The organism is Acinetobacter sp. YH16038 (genome assembly GCF_013417275.1).
Taxonomy (GTDB): Bacteria; Pseudomonadota; Gammaproteobacteria; order Pseudomonadales; family Moraxellaceae; genus Acinetobacter.
In genome coordinates this window covers 19992-36727 of the sequence record NZ_VPEG01000016.1, presented here as the reverse complement: position 1 = coordinate 36727, position 16736 = coordinate 19992, and the positions used below count along the sequence as shown (strand labels likewise).

At 43.9% G+C, this 16736-nt stretch carries 17 protein-coding genes; 9 read left to right on the top strand and 8 right to left on the bottom strand.

Translation table 11 applies throughout. The features are described from left to right. Window positions 1–61 precede the first annotated feature (61 nt). From FTV34_RS08660 to FTV34_RS08640, 5 genes are all read left to right on the top strand, one after another. Window positions 62–1066, top strand: a complete 1005-nt coding sequence (locus FTV34_RS08660; protein WP_159123390.1) for a GTP-binding protein — start codon at window positions 62–64, stop codon at window positions 1064–1066. Between the two features lie 100 nt (window positions 1067–1166). Further along, entirely contained in the window at window positions 1167–1697 is a 531-nt protein-coding gene (locus tag FTV34_RS08655) for a YaeQ family protein (RefSeq protein ID WP_180014591.1), read from the top strand. 87 nt (window positions 1698–1784) lie between these two features. Further along, window positions 1785–2408: an MgtC/SapB family protein gene (locus tag FTV34_RS08650; protein WP_004784935.1), complete on the top strand. Its 624-nt coding sequence runs from the start codon at window positions 1785–1787 to the stop codon at window positions 2406–2408. 79 nt (window positions 2409–2487) lie between these two features. Then, complete coding sequence (locus FTV34_RS08645) at window positions 2488–2826, top strand: FKBP-type peptidyl-prolyl cis-trans isomerase (RefSeq protein WP_004814829.1); 339 nt, start codon at window positions 2488–2490, stop codon at window positions 2824–2826. 231 nt (window positions 2827–3057) lie between these two features. Next, complete coding sequence (locus FTV34_RS08640) at window positions 3058–4845, top strand: GGDEF domain-containing protein (RefSeq protein ID WP_257226141.1); 1788 nt, start codon at window positions 3058–3060, stop codon at window positions 4843–4845. 13 nt (window positions 4846–4858) lie between these two features. Here FTV34_RS08640 and FTV34_RS08635 read toward each other — a convergent pair whose 3' ends face one another. Beyond that, on the bottom strand, window positions 4859–5317 hold the full coding sequence (locus tag FTV34_RS08635) for a GNAT family N-acetyltransferase (protein ID WP_227607400.1): 459 nt from the start codon (window positions 5315–5317) through the stop codon (window positions 4859–4861). A gap of 379 nt (window positions 5318–5696) precedes the next feature. Here FTV34_RS08635 and FTV34_RS08630 point away from each other — a divergent pair, with 379 nt between their 5' ends. Then, window positions 5697–6182 (top strand): hypothetical protein, encoded by a 486-nt coding sequence (locus FTV34_RS08630; RefSeq protein ID WP_180069974.1) that lies wholly within the window; start codon window positions 5697–5699, stop codon window positions 6180–6182. A 34-nt stretch (window positions 6183–6216) separates the two neighbouring features. Here the strand turns inward: FTV34_RS08630 and FTV34_RS08625 are convergent, their stop codons facing one another. After that, a complete protein-coding gene (locus tag FTV34_RS08625) occupies window positions 6217–7098 on the bottom strand; it encodes an alpha/beta fold hydrolase (protein WP_180069930.1) in 882 nt (293 codons plus the stop codon). Between the two features lie 157 nt (window positions 7099–7255). Here FTV34_RS08625 and FTV34_RS08620 point away from each other — a divergent pair, with 157 nt between their 5' ends. Both FTV34_RS08620 and FTV34_RS08615 read left to right on the top strand, forming a co-directional pair. Then, window positions 7256–7528: a hypothetical protein gene (locus FTV34_RS08620; RefSeq protein ID WP_004784921.1), complete on the top strand. Its 273-nt coding sequence runs from the start codon at window positions 7256–7258 to the stop codon at window positions 7526–7528. 138 nt (window positions 7529–7666) lie between these two features. Further along, window positions 7667–8164 carry a DUF2505 family protein gene (locus FTV34_RS08615; protein ID WP_159123396.1) on the top strand — a complete coding sequence of 166 codons (498 nt, stop codon included), beginning with the start codon at window positions 7667–7669 and terminating at the stop codon, window positions 8162–8164. A gap of 53 nt (window positions 8165–8217) precedes the next feature. Here the strand turns inward: FTV34_RS08615 and FTV34_RS08610 are convergent, their stop codons facing one another. Beyond that, entirely contained in the window at window positions 8218–9495 is a 1278-nt protein-coding gene (locus FTV34_RS08610; RefSeq protein ID WP_179992624.1) for an MFS transporter, read from the bottom strand. 316 nt (window positions 9496–9811) lie between these two features. On the opposite strand from FTV34_RS08610, the gene def reads away from it, so the two are divergent. Further along, on the top strand, window positions 9812–10300 hold the full coding sequence (gene def, locus FTV34_RS08605; RefSeq protein WP_180069928.1) for a peptide deformylase: 489 nt from the start codon (window positions 9812–9814) through the stop codon (window positions 10298–10300). Here def and FTV34_RS08600 read toward each other — a convergent pair whose 3' ends face one another. The 5 genes from FTV34_RS08600 to FTV34_RS08580 all read right to left on the bottom strand — a co-directional run bounded on the left by FTV34_RS08600 (window position 10301) and on the right by FTV34_RS08580 (window position 16733). Further along, the gene (locus tag FTV34_RS08600) at window positions 10301–10738 is read right to left on the bottom strand and encodes a YbjQ family protein (protein WP_159123399.1); all 438 of its coding nucleotides are present in this window, start codon (window positions 10736–10738) and stop codon (window positions 10301–10303) included. It abuts the gene before it with no gap. Window positions 10739–10741: 3 nt separating this feature from the next. After that, window positions 10742–11098 (bottom strand): YbjQ family protein, encoded by a 357-nt coding sequence (locus FTV34_RS08595; protein WP_103799673.1) that lies wholly within the window; start codon window positions 11096–11098, stop codon window positions 10742–10744. Between the two features lie 57 nt (window positions 11099–11155). Further along, a complete protein-coding gene (locus FTV34_RS08590) occupies window positions 11156–11953 on the bottom strand; it encodes an RsiV family protein (protein ID WP_159123400.1) in 798 nt (265 codons plus the stop codon). A 137-nt stretch (window positions 11954–12090) separates the two neighbouring features. Further along, complete coding sequence (gene adeK, locus FTV34_RS08585; RefSeq protein ID WP_103799675.1) at window positions 12091–13557, bottom strand: multidrug efflux RND transporter AdeIJK outer membrane channel subunit AdeK; 1467 nt, start codon at window positions 13555–13557, stop codon at window positions 12091–12093. Window positions 13558–13562: 5 nt separating this feature from the next. After that, complete coding sequence (locus tag FTV34_RS08580) at window positions 13563–16733, bottom strand: efflux RND transporter permease subunit (RefSeq protein WP_180069926.1); 3171 nt, start codon at window positions 16731–16733, stop codon at window positions 13563–13565. Between the last annotated feature and the right edge of the window lie 3 nt (window positions 16734–16736).

The following is a 16736-nucleotide window of genomic DNA, read 5'->3' as shown; positions in this document are numbered from 1 at the left end:
CCAGTGTTCTATAATAGTCAGGTTTACTCATTCTAATTCTATCTTTGAGAGAGAATCAATTTTGAAAGTTCTTGCCGCTCAGCAGCCTATTCCTGTACACATCATTTCCGGATTCTTGGGTGCTGGTAAAACCACTTTATTAAAATATTTACTGAGCCAGAAACCGGAGCAGGAAGTCTGGGCTGTGCTGATGAATGAGTTTGGTCAGATTGGCGTCGACCAGCAATTACTGCCTCAGGATCAGGGCTATGCAGTAAAAGAATTGCTGGGCGGCTGTTTATGTTGTAGCAGTCAGTTGCCAATGCAGATTGCTTTATCCCGGCTATTGTCAGAAACCAAACCGGACCGGCTATTTATTGAACCTACAGGACTCGGACATCCCGGGCAACTGCTGGAACAGCTCACCGAACCGCATTGGCAGAGTCATTTGAAAATGCAGGCTCTGGTCACGGTAGTCGATGGTTCACGTTTACATGATCGTGACTGGACGCATCAGAACCTGTATGCGGATCAGCTGAAAGTTGCCAATATCGTGGTTATTTCCCATGCTGATTTGATGACTGAAACTGATCATGCTGCTTTAACTGAACTCAAGTCTGAGTATCAGCCATATGCCCAGCACTGGCTGATGATAGAAAACGGACAGCTGGATATTGAGCAAATCAAACAGGATTATCAGGGTGCTTCACGTCAGATTCAGCCACTGCTCAAGCAACAGCGCCAAGTGTTGGGAGAGGTGCCGGCTGTCGTACATCAGTTGCCTTATCATTATGTTGAAAGTGCACAAGGCTATCAGGTGGCAGGTTGGAAATTGCCAAAACGCTGGCAGTTTGATTTTTATGATCTGCTGGATCTGCTTTGTGAGCAGCAGGATTGGCTCAGAATCAAAGGGATTTTTAATACCAATCAGGGCTGGAAAAGCTTTAATTTCAATCCTGATCAGTTTAATTATCAGTCTGCTGAAGAAGGCATTGATAACCGGGTAGAAGTGATTTACCAGACCTCACGTGACTGGCTGGAATTTGAAACCGCCTTAATGCAATGCCGGATTGTTCAGGAAAAATAACTTCGAATCTGCGTGTTGAAAATAGCTGGATAAGATGAAATCTGTTCAGCAAAAATGCAATAAATCTTATATGCTAGGCGCCAAATTTGAGGATTGTATTATGGCGTTAAAAGCGACAATTTATAAGGCAGATTTGAACGTTGCCGATATGGATACCCATCGTTATGAAGACTATCAGTTGACGATGGCGCTGCATCCTTCGGAAACCATTGAACGTCTGATGGTACGTGTTTTGGCTTATGCACGTTTTGCTGGCGAGGCGCTTGAATTTACCAAGGATCTGTTTGAAACTGATGAGCCAGCGCTGTGGGAAAAAGACCTGACTGGCCAATTATTGAAATGGATCGAAGTGGGTTGTCCTGACGAAGATAAAGTCAAAAAAGCCAGTGCACGTTGCAAACAGGTCGCAGTAGTTGCTTATGGTTCTTCAGTTGATGAATGGTATAAACGTAATTCCAAACTGAAAACGCTGTCGAATGTTGAGGTCTGGAAAATTTCAACTGCCAGCACTGAAGCGGTACAACAGTTATGCGAACGTACCATGCAGCTGCAACTAAATGTCATGGATGGCGAATGGACCTTGATCGGTGATCAGGCCCAAGCTGTAATTGAATGGGAAAAGTTACAATAACAACTCACAAGGATGCAAGTTTCGACTTGTATCCTCGCCCCAATATTTCGTATATCTGGAGACAATAATAAGGTCCAGGGACGAAGCATGTATCATGAACTTTATGATTTGCTGTTAGCAGTCGTGATTGGTGCAGTTATTGGGGCAGAACGGGAATATCACAGTAAATCTGCCGGACTGCGCACCATGATCATGGTCAGTCTGAGTTCCTGTCTATTTACTATTATTTCCTTAAAAATCGGCGTCGCCAACCCCGACCGTCTGGCAGCCAATGTTTTAACCGGTCTGGGTTTTCTGGGAGCCGGAGTAATTTTAAAAGATGATAACCGGATTTCTGGTATTACCACTGCGACCACGATCTGGATGACTGCTGCACTGGGCATGGCAGTCGGTGCCGGCTATGAACTGTTAAGTGTCTGGGCAACGGTGATTGTGCTGGTGGTGCTGGTACTATTGGTCTATGTGCAACGTGGGATTGAGCATCTGAATCAAGAACGTAACTACGAAATTGTCTGTCCTTTTGAGCAGCATGAGCCGGATCATTATGAAAAACTGTTTAAACAATACAAATTAAAAGTCATTCATTCCAGCCAGCAAAAAATCGACCGACGGATCACAGGCCGCTGGATCCTGATGGGTTCGGCTAAAAATCACCAGAAATTAACCCAGTATTTATTACAGGATAACAAGATTCAGGAACTCAGCTTTTGATCCATTGGAGTGAAAGTCTGAGGAATTTGGCTTAATCGTGTTTATACTAGGGCTATTTGCAAAATGAAGGATATTGGCGATGACCAAAGAACTAGAAATTATTGACCTGGTGGTGGGTGAAGGTAAAGAAGCGGTAAAAGGTGCACTGATTACCACGCATTACACTGGCTGGCTGGAAGATGGAACCAAGTTTGATTCATCACTGGATCGTGGTAACTATTTTGAAACCGTGATTGGCACTGGCCGTGTGATCAAGGGCTGGGATCAAGGGATTATCGGTATGAAAGTGGGCGGTAAGCGTAAACTAATTGTGCCTGCTCATTTGGCTTATGGTGAACGTAAAATGGGGAATATCATCCCGGCCAATTCAAACCTGATTTTTGAAATCGAACTGTATGATGTTAAAACACGTGATTGATTCACTGAAATAAGCTTCATTCATTGTGATGAGTGAATGTTGAACGGGTGAAGTCATAGCTAGATGGACTTCATCCGATGAGCTACAAAAAAAGCTTTGCACTCTCTGTTATTCGACGTAGATTATAAGAAGAATAAAGCACTTTTCAGGAAAATACTGTCTTTGCAAAACGTGATAAGGAATGTCTATTCTGTAATATTGATTTGGAGTATTAGCTGGGTCCTATTAGTGATGATTCCAGTTTTCGCCCAGGCATCTCTTGAATCTTCCTCTGTCACGCAGCACAGTCAACCGCATATTTCCGAAATTCACTTTACTGAAGATCATAGTAGCCAATTGCCCCAAAATTGGCAGTTTTATCCAAACCAGTTTATTACTGAACCAAGTTCCGTACTTACTCCGCAAGAGGTTCAATTACCCGCTTCATTTAAAGACCTGACCGGTTCAAATATTGGCTATGGAACCTTTATCGGACATTTCAAAATTCCATCAGAATTTATCGGACGTCGGATCGCCGTGCATATTCCGGCTGAATATGGTGCCTATCGAATCTATATCGATGGAAAATTTATTCTGCGCCATGGGGAAATTGCGAAAACAGCGGAAGAGCAGAGAAATGAAAGGGCTCCTCGAATCGGTTATTTTGTTCCTGAGAGTGAATATTTCACCATGAGTATTCAGGCCTCAAACTATACCCATCTGCATGGCGGGATTGAACAGCCTATACGCATTGGAACAGCCGGAACTATTAACCGTCAGTATCAGCAGCTTATGATGAGCATCAGTATAGTCTGTGGACTGGTGCTTGGGGTGGGTTTTTTTACGATTCTTTTTTCAATGTTTAGGGGATCAACAGAACGCAATAGCAAAAGTATTTTTATCTTTGGCTTGTTCATTATTTTTCTGGCCCTGCATAACTTTTTTGCAGCGCCGTATGCCTATTCGATCGTGACTAAGCTCGGTTGGCTATGGGGAACACGCCTAGAATATCTGTTCACTTTCCTGGCGATTCTATTTTTCCTCAGTTATATGTACCTGTTTAATCAGCGCTATTTGCATCGATTTATTTATAGTGTTGCCGCAGGACTTTTACTACTGAACTGTGTCGTAACCCTGTTGACCGATCCGGAAAATTTTCAACGTCTGGCCTTGTATAGTGCGATTTTCGGGATAGTCGTGGTGGTCAATTTTATCTATGGCTTTTATCAGACTTTACATCATAAAGACAATTATTCGCGCTTGACTCTCTATGCGGTCATTTTTCTATGCCTGACCTTTATAAATGACTATTTATTGCTGATCAATGTGATTGAAAGTGTGCATCTGTCTTTTATCTCGACCAGTCTGTATGCCGTGATCATCATGTTTCAGCAGTCGCAAAATTATGCCCATCAAACCTATGCGACAGAGCAGTTGAATATGAATCTGAAAGAGTTAAATAATTCACTCGATCAGAAAGTCAAAGCACGTACCGAGCAATTACGTGAACTGAATGCCAAACTCGAACATCAGGTGAATATTGATGCTTTGACGGGTGCCTTTAACCGCCGTGCTTTAAATGACCAAATCCAGCAGCAGTTTTTATACTGTCAGCAACATCCACACAGTACACTGATTTTTGCCATGCTCGATGTCGACTATTTTAAAAACTACAATGATTATTATGGGCACTTAAAAGGAGATGAAATTTTACAGAATCTGGTCAAGGTCATTCAGACGGTACTACCCGAATCCGCGTATTTAGCCCGTTATGGTGGAGAAGAATTTGCGATTCTACTTACTGATGTACCTGTCCAGGCAGCATTTCAATCTCTGGAAAAAGTCTTAATCAAGATTCGCGAACAGCAATTTGAACATTTAAATCGCACAGATGATAAATCCTATGTCACGGTCAGTATGGGCATTTCCTGGATGGATCAAACACATCCATATCCAGATATTCATGCACTGATGAAAGCGGCAGATGTACAGTTATATGCGGCTAAGCAGGCAGGGCGAGATCAACTTAAAATGGCATGAAAAATTTTTAATTTTAAAAAGCGTATTTATATAAATGATAATTTTCTTCATTTTCCGATTGAGAATTCGGTGAGAAAAATCCATTTTTTTGATAATAACTTAAAGCCGTTTGAGTCGATTGGACTTTAATTTTATGGATATTTTTACGCACTAAGGATTTGTGCATCTGATCAAAAAGCTGGGTGCCAAACCCGAGTCGCTGGAAACGTGCAGCCACATAGTGCATCAGGATTTCTCCAGTGTCACTGACCAGCAAAAAGCCGACAATCTGATCATTTAAAATATACACCCAGCAGTCGTTATAAAGCATTTCCACAATTAACTGGGCGTGATTAAACTGCTCCAGCCAGCGCTGGATCACGCTGTCTTCACGTTGATGATCCAAAATACAGGATTGAATACTGTCGTGGATGACCTGAATTATTTGAGGTATATCTTGAATCTTCCCTTCACGAATCATAATTTTATTCATTTACTCGACCATAAAGAGGGACCTTTTATTTGAAGGAAAATGCTCAGAAAAACAAATACCAATCGTGTAGCTTTTTGAGTGCATTTGCTAAAAAACCGAGAGTTGATGATCGATTCTGTAGTGATTTGTCTGATTTATTTATCTTGATCAATATTGGCCTTCTGGTTTAATTCTAATTTTTAACAAGATTCTAGATTTTCATTTCAAATTAAATACTGGGAAATAAGACTCAACCGAAGAAAAAATCCGAAAAGATCTAAAAAAAACCCTCATGTTTGCTGTACAAAAAATAGACTTGTGTTAAGTTGAAAGAAGATCGCCAAATCAAGAATTGGCAGACCGTGATAAAAATAAAATTAACCACACGAGATGATCAATGATTCTTAAATTCCTGATTTTTTCATGTCTAGCCCTGATAATTTATGCGACCTGGTTTATCGGCATGAAAATCTATAAAACCCAGCATTATGTAAAGAGTAAACGTGTCAAAAAAGCGGACCCGATTTCCAGGAATGCTGAAGAGAATCAATCTGATTCTCAGGAAACCTTGCATGTGGTCGATGCCTATGAGCTGGAACTGTTTGATGACGTGGCGCAATTATTTTTCCAGCATCAGGTTCAGATTCAGGACCGCAATGAAGCAGAGCAGTTACAGCAGGAACTGCTCCGTAAGATGCCGATGCATACCGGTACACAAATCCGTCAGATGGATTTAGGCGAATGGTCAATTTTCTGGAATTTTTATGACCAGTCACTGGAGTATTATGTCGGCCGTTATGGAGTATTTTATGCCCATGTCGACCGTTTCGGCGAGGAACACCGTCAGGAAATCAGAACCGATATTCAACAGGCACGTTATGCTTAAGCAGCTAAATGCTTAAATGCTCTAGAAACTAAAATCAAGCTGCATATTTGAGTTGATGTAATTCGCTGAACTTGGTGAGCACTTCATCCCAGAGCTGTTCTGCGCCCTGACGGAAATAACCCATATGTCCAATGTGCTTGAGTCCATAATCAGCTGCCTGAATATTGATATAATGCAACGGAGCCTGACGATAATGTTGCATAAAAGCCTGTCTGGATTCAGGTAAGGCCCAGGCATCATCAAGCGCGGCTACGGCATAAATAGGTGTTTTTACCGCGGCATAATGGGTATGCAGGTCTTTCAATTCAGGATCGGCAAAGAAATAGGTCGGATTTTTACACCATTTTCGCCACTGACGATAAACATCACGTGGCAAGTCAGCGCCCATATTTAAACGGCTCCATGGCAAATAGCCTGTCACTGCCACCATCGGTGGAAAAACAATATTCCAGATTACCTGAACCTTGATTCTTTCAGTTAAAGGCATATAACCATGCCAGCCAGCACCAGTGCCAAAGCAGTACATTGCTTCAATACGATCATGATATTTGCTTAATCCCAAGGCCTGTCCGCCATAGGAATGGCCAATCATATAAATATCCAGACCGGTTTGGCTGAGATAATCAATCGCAGCGCTGAGATCATATTGTCCCCAGTCCAGATAGGACATCTTAAAATTCTTTAACCGTTTAGGTGCAGAATCAGCCACCCCGCGATAATCAAAAGTCAGTACCTGAAAACCTGCATGTGCTGCATAATCGGCAAAGCGCCGGTAAAAAGCTTGGGGAACACCTGTCGCACAGGCGATGACAATATTGGCTTTGGCATATTCACTGCGGTACAGCTTGCCGGTTAAGGTATAGCCATCTTCTGCCAGAAACTGCACGGTTTCAACCTGAACTTTTCCTTGTTGCATACTGGATATCCTTATACGTGGATTGAATCAGGGGAGGTGAATCTATATTATTTTTAATCTGATCTAAGCCATGATGTCAAAACTCACGAGTCGTAAATGACATCTATGCTTACCTATATGGCATGTAATCGCCTCATACAAACGGAAGGGCTGCCTCATGCTGATTGATTTTCATCAGGCACAATTACAGAAATTTATGGCTCTGGCGACTCAGGTTGAAGCCGAACCGGAACACTATCTACAGTTTGATTCCGTTTCTGATTTTTATAAGGCCAGCTGGTTAAAGAAATTTCCTGCGGGCACGGTCTGGTATGCTTCAGGTCTGGATGATGGTGCAGAAGAATTTCATGCGGTTATTGAGTATCGTGAAGTTCAGCTTTTACTCAGCTGCGGACCCTGTATATCTGCAAAAATTGCCTGGAAACATTGACCTCAACGCCAATTTTTCTCAATAAAAAAATAATGACAGCCGATGTAAAATTGACTTAAATAGCTTATCTTCTCTGTCAGATGATTCATTTGACTTAATTTGAGTCCATAACCCCTAATAAAAATAAGGAAAATAGATATGGCCCACCAGTTTACCGTAAATGCAATTATTCGCGGTGTTTCGATTGATGAGTTTAAACGTCTGGCAAATGACATCAGTTTGCATGAAGCGGTTTGTCATCGGATCCCTGCTCAAAATATGGAAATTCTGGTTTCAGAAAAGCAGGGACACCTGTATACCCTGAAACGTGCCTACAATCTGGATGTCAAAATCCCAGATATTGCCAAAAAACTGCTAAAAGATGCATTTCGCTTGCAACGTACCGATGTCAGCAATTTAGAAGAAATGACTTCTGTTGTGGAACTAGGTGCCAATCTGCCGATTGAAGCCAAATGTCAGCGTGCCGTTACAGGTGATGAACAGCAGATCCAGTTCCAGTTAAACTGGACGGTGAATGTGAAAGTGCCTTTGGTCGGTGGCATGCTGGAAAAACATGCCGAAGGTGAAATCCGTAAATTCAGTGAGATCGAGATCAGCATCGTGGAAGATGAGCTACGCAAGAATCTGACAGCTTAAGCTCGTATTTTTACGATTAGAAAAAGAGCCTGTGAGTCAGGCTCTTTTTTATTTTAGGCTGTTTTTTCAAATTTGCTGCGGTAAAGCAGGGCAGTGAATAGGGTCACTAGACACACAGTCCAGATATAGTACAGGGCACCAATATTGCTATACAGGCTCAACCATTGCACCAGTGGCAAGGTGATTCCACCTGCAATCGCATAGGCCAGATTATAGGAAAATGAAATTCCGCTGAAACGGATTTGTGCCGGGAACATTTTCACCATGCTATAGGACACCATGCCCACGGTTCCTGAGCTTAGACCGAGCAACATGTAAAGCATGAACACCGTTGACGCTTCAACATGACCCAGACTGTGATAAAAAATCCCGGCCATTGCCGCGACAAAAATAGAGCCAAGTAAAATGACCTTGCCTGCACCGAAACGGTCAGCCAGTACACCAGCGATAATGCAGCCGAGCATTTGCATCAGGATTGCAGCACTTTGCATCTTGAATGCATCAGCACGTTCGAAGCCAAAACTGGCCACCAGTAAATTCGGCATCGCCAGAATCAAGACCACCACACAGCCGGTCAGGAACCAGGTAAATAACATCCCGATGCCTACAGCAGTTTTGTGGCTTAATAGTACCTGTTTGACCGGTAATTCTTTCGCCAGTTCTTTTTTCGCCTGCATGGCTTTAAAGACTGGAGTTTCTTTCAAATAACTGCGCAGGTACAGTGCCACAAAACCGAAAATCCCACCCAGAATGAAAGGAACGCGCCAAGCCCAGTCTTTGATTTCCGCTTCAGTGAACTGAAGTGAAATAAATAGCGACATTAGGGCACCAAGTAGAATCCCGAGCGATAGGCCGGCAGTCAGCAAACCATTGGCAATCCCAATCCGGCGTTCTGGCACATGCTCTGACACAAAGGTCCAGGCAGCCGGAATTTCACCGCCAATCGCAATACCTTGAATAACACGCATCAATAGCAGCAGTAATGGTGCAGCATAACCAATACTTTCAAAGGTTGGCATGATCCCGATCATGAGGGTCGGTAGCGCCATCAGCAAGATGGATAGACTGAATAGACGTTTACGACCGATCAGATCCCCAAAATGTGCCATCACCACACCACCGAGTGGGCGGAAGAAATAGCCTGCGGCAAAGATGCCATAGGTATTCAGCATGGCCCAAAATGGACTCAGGGTACTTGGAAAGAACAGTTCGGAAATTAGTTTGGCGTAGAACACATAAATGACAAAATCGTAGAATTCCAGTGCGCCACCTAGGGACGATAGTCCGAGGGTGCGTTTATCAGCACGGCTCAGATAGGGTTGTGCATTCATGTGGTCGTTCCATTATTTAATATCCATGACTTGAATGCTGATTTTAAAGAAGGGTTATTTTCTTGAATAATCAATCTTTCTTTGTTTAATCTAAACTAAAAGTTATTAAAATTTGAACGAACGAAATTATTTGGAATATTTTGATTAATTATTTTCCTTTCAGGTGAAGTTTTTAAGGCAAAAATAAGCTGGATTTCGACATATTACTTAAAACCCAGCTTATCTTTTTTAGACGTATTTATTCATTTTAGTATGATGTTCATTCTGTAATTTTCTCTCTAAGATAGAGTTGGATGAAAAATTGCAGGATAACGTGATGACAAATACCTTGGCGGTGGCGCAGCAAGGCGAGACCATTTTGACCTTAATTGCCAGTCCGGTCACACAGGCTGAATTTGACAGTGACTGGTTGCGGCAATTTAACAGCGCCTTGATGGAGACCATGCAACAACGTCAGGGCGTGGGCATTGCAGCACCGCAGGTTTATGTCTCTAAACGCATTATTATTGTCGCATCACGGCCCAATTTACGTTATCCAGACGCGCCGTATATGGAAGCTGTGACCATGATCAATCCGGAGATTATCAGTACTTCAGCTACACAAGTATTGGGTGAGGAAGGCTGTTTAAGTGTGCCCGAGCAAAGAGGGAGGGTAGTTCGAGCAGAAGAGATTCAGGTACGTTATTTTACGTTAGAGGGAAATGAAATGGTTCAAGTGTTCAAAGGCTTTCCGGCACGAATTGTACAGCACGAAATTGACCACCTGAATGGAATTCTATTTGTAGAGAAGCTTGCAGAAGCATAATTACTTGGTCTGAATTGCAGTGCCATAAGCAAAGACTTCAACCATACCGCCTTGCATGCCAAGTTCAGTCGTACTGAGGCGGATTCCCATAATCTGGTCAGCGCCCATTTTTTCTGCTTCCAGTTTTAACCGTACTATAGCTTCACGTCGTGCCCGTTCAACGACACTCTCATAACTGGTCAAACGACCACCTAACATGTTTTGCACATTAGCAATCGCATATTTAAAGTAATCATGTGAAATGACCACATTGCTGCTGATCATATGACCGGGGAATGTAGATTCGTTAAAACGGCTATTATTGACCCGGATATAAGCTAAACGCTGTTCCTGCTCATCCAGATATTGCAGATGCTTGCGCTCGTTATAGCGACCAAAACCGAAACCCACGCTGAACAGAATGGCAAAAATGACAATCTGTATAATCAATCCGTCCATGCATTAGTTCGCCTGTGGAAATGGATCAGGCAGTTTAGGCATGACCGGATCAACGATGACTGCTGTGCCATAAACAAACAGTTCAGAAGCACCTTGGGCAATATTTGAGGTAGAAAAACGAATACCCACAATCGCATTGGCACCCATACTGCGAGCTTTTTCAATCATCCGGTTCATGGCTTCCTGACGGGATTCTTCCAGTAATTCGGTATAAGCGGTCAACTCGCCACCGACAATATTTTTCAGGCCGGCCAGTAAATCACGTCCAACATGCTTACTGCGCACAGTACTGCCATAGACCACATCGATTTGCTGGCGAATGGTATGTCCCGGTACAGATTCCAGATTGCTGAGTAACATTCATATCCCTAAATTAGAAAAAATACTTTGATTATTATTACACTTAAAATAGATAGTTTAGTCATTATAAATTTCTTCAGATGACTCAGGCAGCTGGGGTAAATACTTTGTTTGGATCACCCCTTGAGCTGACCAATAGGGAAGTTCAAGTTCAGTAATACCTTCTGCATAAGAAGCCAATTCATACAATGGATAGACAAATACAATTCCATTGGCATTGAAATAGAAATTATCACTTACTTCAAATGCATTTTGCTCAATATGATGTTGTTCAAGCCACTCACGATTATGTTCGTAAAGTTCAGTTTTGAGTTTTTCTTTGCTTGCAGGTGCCAAAATATCATTCAGGCTTAAACGCTGCTTGGTATTGAGATCAAAAATAACGTAGTCACTATGATGCATACCATGTGCAGCGCCTGCTGGGTAATATTCGGAAAAGTATGTAAAGTTTGCGATATTGTAATGCTGACCGATATAACGTACAGCAGTGGTACTGTAGTTGGTTGATGGCATTTCAGGATCAAGAGTGACCTCTACAGCAGGTGATTTGTCGAAAGCTTCAGCATGGTCTTTTTGTAAACGCTCCAAAAAATATTGGTTTAACCAATTTACATTCGTTTTCACTGTTTGCAGATGATATTTAGTGCAACTGGCAAACTCATCCTCACTGGCTGGATGGCATACTTCATTTTTACTGAGCTGTACACGTTCAGTTTTAGCCTTAATCAACGGTAAGCTTTCTTTTTCAGCGACGGTTTCTGCTGTTGGTTCAGGTTTTGAATCTACTGTATTTTTTTGTTGGCATGCGGTTAAGAAAATTGAACTTACCAAGGCAGATAACAATATTTTTTTCATCGATTTACATTTTATAAAGTGTTAAGTCTCATCCAATTGAGTATACAGATTTCTTGATTAAATAAAATATATCGGCTATTGGACCAACGTATAAAAAAAGCCCACCGAAGTGAGCTTTTCTGAAAAAGAGATTAAGCTTATTTTGCCTGTTCGGCACGACGCTGTTCGGTCACAGACGGGCGATACGGTACGGTGTCTGAAGTGTTAACTTTCAAACCACCACCAAGACTCTTGTACAGTTCAACCTGGCTGTTCAGATTCGCTTGTTCAAGTAATAACAAACCTTGTTCTGCTGCATATGAAGCACGTTGTGCATCCAGTACAGTCAGATAGCTGTCAATACCGGCACGGAAACGTGCTAGAGACAGACGGTAAGTGGTATTGGTTGCATCGACCAGACGGCGTTGAGCAGCAATACGGTCACCAATGTTCTGTCGTACCGCCAGGGCATCATTCACTTCGCGGAATGCAGTCTGAATTGATTTTTCATAATCTGACAGCGCAATTTGCTGATCTGTTTCAGAAATACGAATATTGGCCTGACGTGTACCCCAATCGAAAATTGGAATATCCAGACTTGGGCCTATAGACCACGCAAAACTGCCAGATTTGAACAGATCACCCAGATCCGCAGATGCAAAACCTGCAGAACCCGTCAGACTGATCGTTGGGTACAGACGTGCACGGGCAGCCCCAATATTGGCACCTGCCGCAGACAGACGGTATTCAGCTGCACGTACATCCGGACGGTTAATCAGTAGGTCACTTGGTAAGCCAGCACCTAGTGCTGCATTAGAGGTAATGCGGGTAACACGTTGTGCCGGTAACAGGTTAGCCGGTACAGGTTGACCCACAAGCAGGTTTAGTAGGTTTTGTGCCTGAGCCACCTGGGTGCGATAGTTGGCAACATCATTACGCGCAGTTTCAACAGAAATTTGCGCCTGACGTACTGGAAGTTCGCTATCGATTCCCACATCAAAACGTTTCTTGTTTAGGTTATAGGATTCAAGCTGGGCTTTCAGCGTTTGCTCAGCCAGCGCCAGATTGGCATTGGCAAATGAGTAACTCAGCCATGCTTGGGCCACCTGACCGATCAGAGAAATCTGAGTCGCATCACGCGCACTTTGAGTCGCCAGATAAGTATCCAGTGCATTGTCACGCAAGCTGCGCACACGACCCCAGAAATCCAGCTCAAATGCAGTTACGCCTAGACCGACATTATAAGTCGTTACAGCGCCACGGCTTTGCGGGTTGTTACTGCCAGTATCCTGACGTAACACGCTGCCGCTCGCACCAATGGTTGGCAGGCGGTCATTTTCAGAAATCTGATAAGCCTGTTGGGCACGCTGAATGTTTAATGCGGCAGTACGCAAATCACGGTTATTGGTCAATGCCAAGTCCAGTACCTGTAACAGGCGCTGGTCAGCAAAGAATTCTTTATAACCCTGTTCTGCTACAGAAGTACCTGAAGCATTGGTATAACTGCTTGGGATATTTGCCTCTGCAACGGGCTCTGGGCCACGCATGCTTTGACATGCAGTCAAAGCAAGCGCGAGGGCAGATACCGCAATGCTACGACCTGTAATAGACCATATATTTTGCATTACGACTAGTACTCCTGATTTTGTTGTTTTGGTTTGTATTTAAAGATACTTCGAATCCACACGTAGAATACAGGAATAAAGAAGATACCTAAAAGCGTCGAACTGATTACACCCCCGAGGACACCGTAACCGACAGAGTGCTGGCTACCCGCACCGGCACCTGAAGCAAGTGCTAGTGGAAGTACACCAAAACCGAAGGCAAGGGTGGTCATGATAATTGGACGTAAACGCATTTTTGCCGCATGCAAGGTTGCATCAAACAACTCTTCGCCTTGTTCCTGCAGCTCTTTGGCGAATTCCACAATCAAGATTGCATTTTTCGCAGAAAGACCAATTACGGCGATAATCGCTACCTGGAAGTAGATGTTATTCGACAGGTTCGGGTCTTTAAACAGAATCATACCGCCAAAGGTCAATAGTAATGCACCCACGATACCTAGTGGTACAACCAGAAGAACCGAGAATGGAATTGACCAGCTTTCATACAATGCAGCCAGACACAGGAACACGATCAACAGTGAAAGCGCGTACAAGAATGGTGCTTGTGCGCCAGACTCACGTTCTTCCAGAGACAGACCAGTCCATTCATAGTCGAAACCTTGCATGCCCATTTCAGGAAGCTTGGCAATGATTTCTTCCATTGCGCGCATTGCATCACCTGAGCTCACACCCGGTGCTGGTGTACCCTGAATGTTCATCGCAGATACGCCGTTATAGCGTTCCAGACGAGGCGAACCATAGGTCCATTCGCCGGTTGCGAATGCCGAGAACGGAACCATTTCGCCACGGTTGTTACGAACATACCACTGGTTCAGGTCTTCCGGCATCATACGAGAGCTGGCTTCACCCTGAACGTACACTTTTTTCACACGACCACGGTCAAGGAAGTCGTTAATGTACGAACCACCCCACGCCATGCTCATGGTGCTGTTAATTTCAGAAATGCTGACACCTAAAGCACCGGCTTGTGCATGATCGACAATCACACGGTACTGCGGGTTATCTTCCTGACCATTTGGACGAACACCTGCAAGACGTTTGTCTTGTGCAGCCAGACCCAGAACAGTATTACGCGCTGCTAAAAGTTGCTCATGGCTTTGACCACTTGCTGCTTTTAACTGCATATTAAAGCCGGCAGATACACCCAGTTCAGGCATTGCTGGCAATTGTAATGGCATGATGTAAGACGCATCTTTCACAATCATGTTCAGTGCCATACCACGCTGGATAATTGCACCGACCTGTGATTCTGGTGTGGTACGTTCAGACCAGTCTTTCAATTTGATAAATGCCAGACCAGCGTTTTGGCCTACACCTGTGAATGAGAAACCAGCCACACTGAAGACAGATTGGACATGATCTTTTTCATTTTCCAGGAAGTAGCCTGTCATGGTATTGATGACTTTATCGGTACGTTCCAAGGTTGCATTTGGTGGCAACTGTACCAGCGTCATCACGACACCTTGGTCCTCATCAGGTAAGAATGAAGAAGGCAGTTTCTGGAAGATCAGCACAATAATCCCGATCACCACCGCATAGATGATACCGGAGAAAATCTTGTGGTGGGTCATACGATTGACACCGCCCTGATATTTCACAGAAACGCGGTCAAAGCTATGGTTAAACCAGCGGAAGAAACGCGCAGCCGGGTTGTTGCTTTGCGGCTTGTTCGGATCATGCTGTTTCAGAATGGTCGCACACAGGGCAGGGGTAAAGGTTAAGGCCACCACCAGAGATAGAACCATTGCTGTGACCAGCGTGATTGAGAACTGGCGATAGATAACCCCTGTAGAACCACCAAAGAATGCCATTGGTACGAATACTGCAGACAGTACAGAGGTAATACCGATCAGCGCACCAGAGATCTGTTTCATCGACTTTTCAGTCGCGCTCACAGGATCAAGATGCTCTTCAGCCATGACACGTTCAACGTTTTCGACCACAACGATCGCATCATCGACCAGCAGACCAATCGCCAGTACCATCGCAAACATGGTTAAGGTGTTGATCGAGAAGCCGAAGATATTAATGATTGCAAAAGTACCCAGTACAACCACTGGAACGGCCATAGTTGGAATAATCGTTGCACGCCAGTTCTGCAAGAACAAGAACATTACGATGAAGACCAGAATGACCGCTTCAATGAGAGTATGAACCACCGATTCAATCGATAACTGAATGAATGGTGTGGTATCAAATGCCAGTGTATCCACCATCCCTTGAGGATAGTTCGGACGTAACTGTTTTAAACGCTCTTCAACTGCTTCAGCGGTATCCAGCGCATTGGCGCCAGTTGCAAGTTTAATCGCAACACCGCCAGCCGGTTTACCGTTGAATTTAGAATCAAACTGGTAGTTGTCTGCACCCAGTTCTACACGTGCGACATCGCCCAGACGGACTTGAGCACCTGAAGTGGTATTTTTCAAGAAGATGTTTTCGAACTGTTCAGGTGTTTGCAGCAGACTTTGCGCATTCACCGTCGCATTCAGCACCTGACCTTCAATCTGTGGCGCACCACCTAATTGACCGACAGCCACCTGAGCGTTCTGGGTACGGATTGCCTGAGCCACATCACTTGGAGTCACTTGCAGACTAGCCATTTTGGCTGGATCCAGCCAGATACGCATTGCATAAGAACCACCAAAGACCTGAACTTCACCAACCCCGGCCACACGGCTTAAAGGTTCAGAAATATTTGAGTTCACATAGTCTTTAATGTCATCTGCAGTCAGGCTGCCATCAGGCGAATAGAAAGCTAATACCTGAAGGAAGCTGGCACCAGATTTGGTAACACGTACACCCTGACGTTGTACATCATCAGGCAAAAGTGCAGTCGCTGACTGTAACTTGTTTTGTACCTGTACCTGTGCGATATCAGGATCGACACCCTGTTCAAAGTTTAAGGCGATGGATGCCTGACCGTTACCGGCACTGTTCGAAGAAATATAACGCAAGCCATCCAGACCGTTCATCTGCTGCTCGATGATCTGCGTTACTGTATTTTCTACAGTCGCTGCAGATGCACCCGGATAAGTCGCAGAAATGGTGACTGTCGGTGGCGCGATCGTCGGATATTGAGCAATTGGCATTTTGCTGATGGTCAAAATACCCGCCAGCATAATTACCAATGCAATCACCCATGCAAAAATCGGGCGATGGATAAAGAATTGAGCCATGAA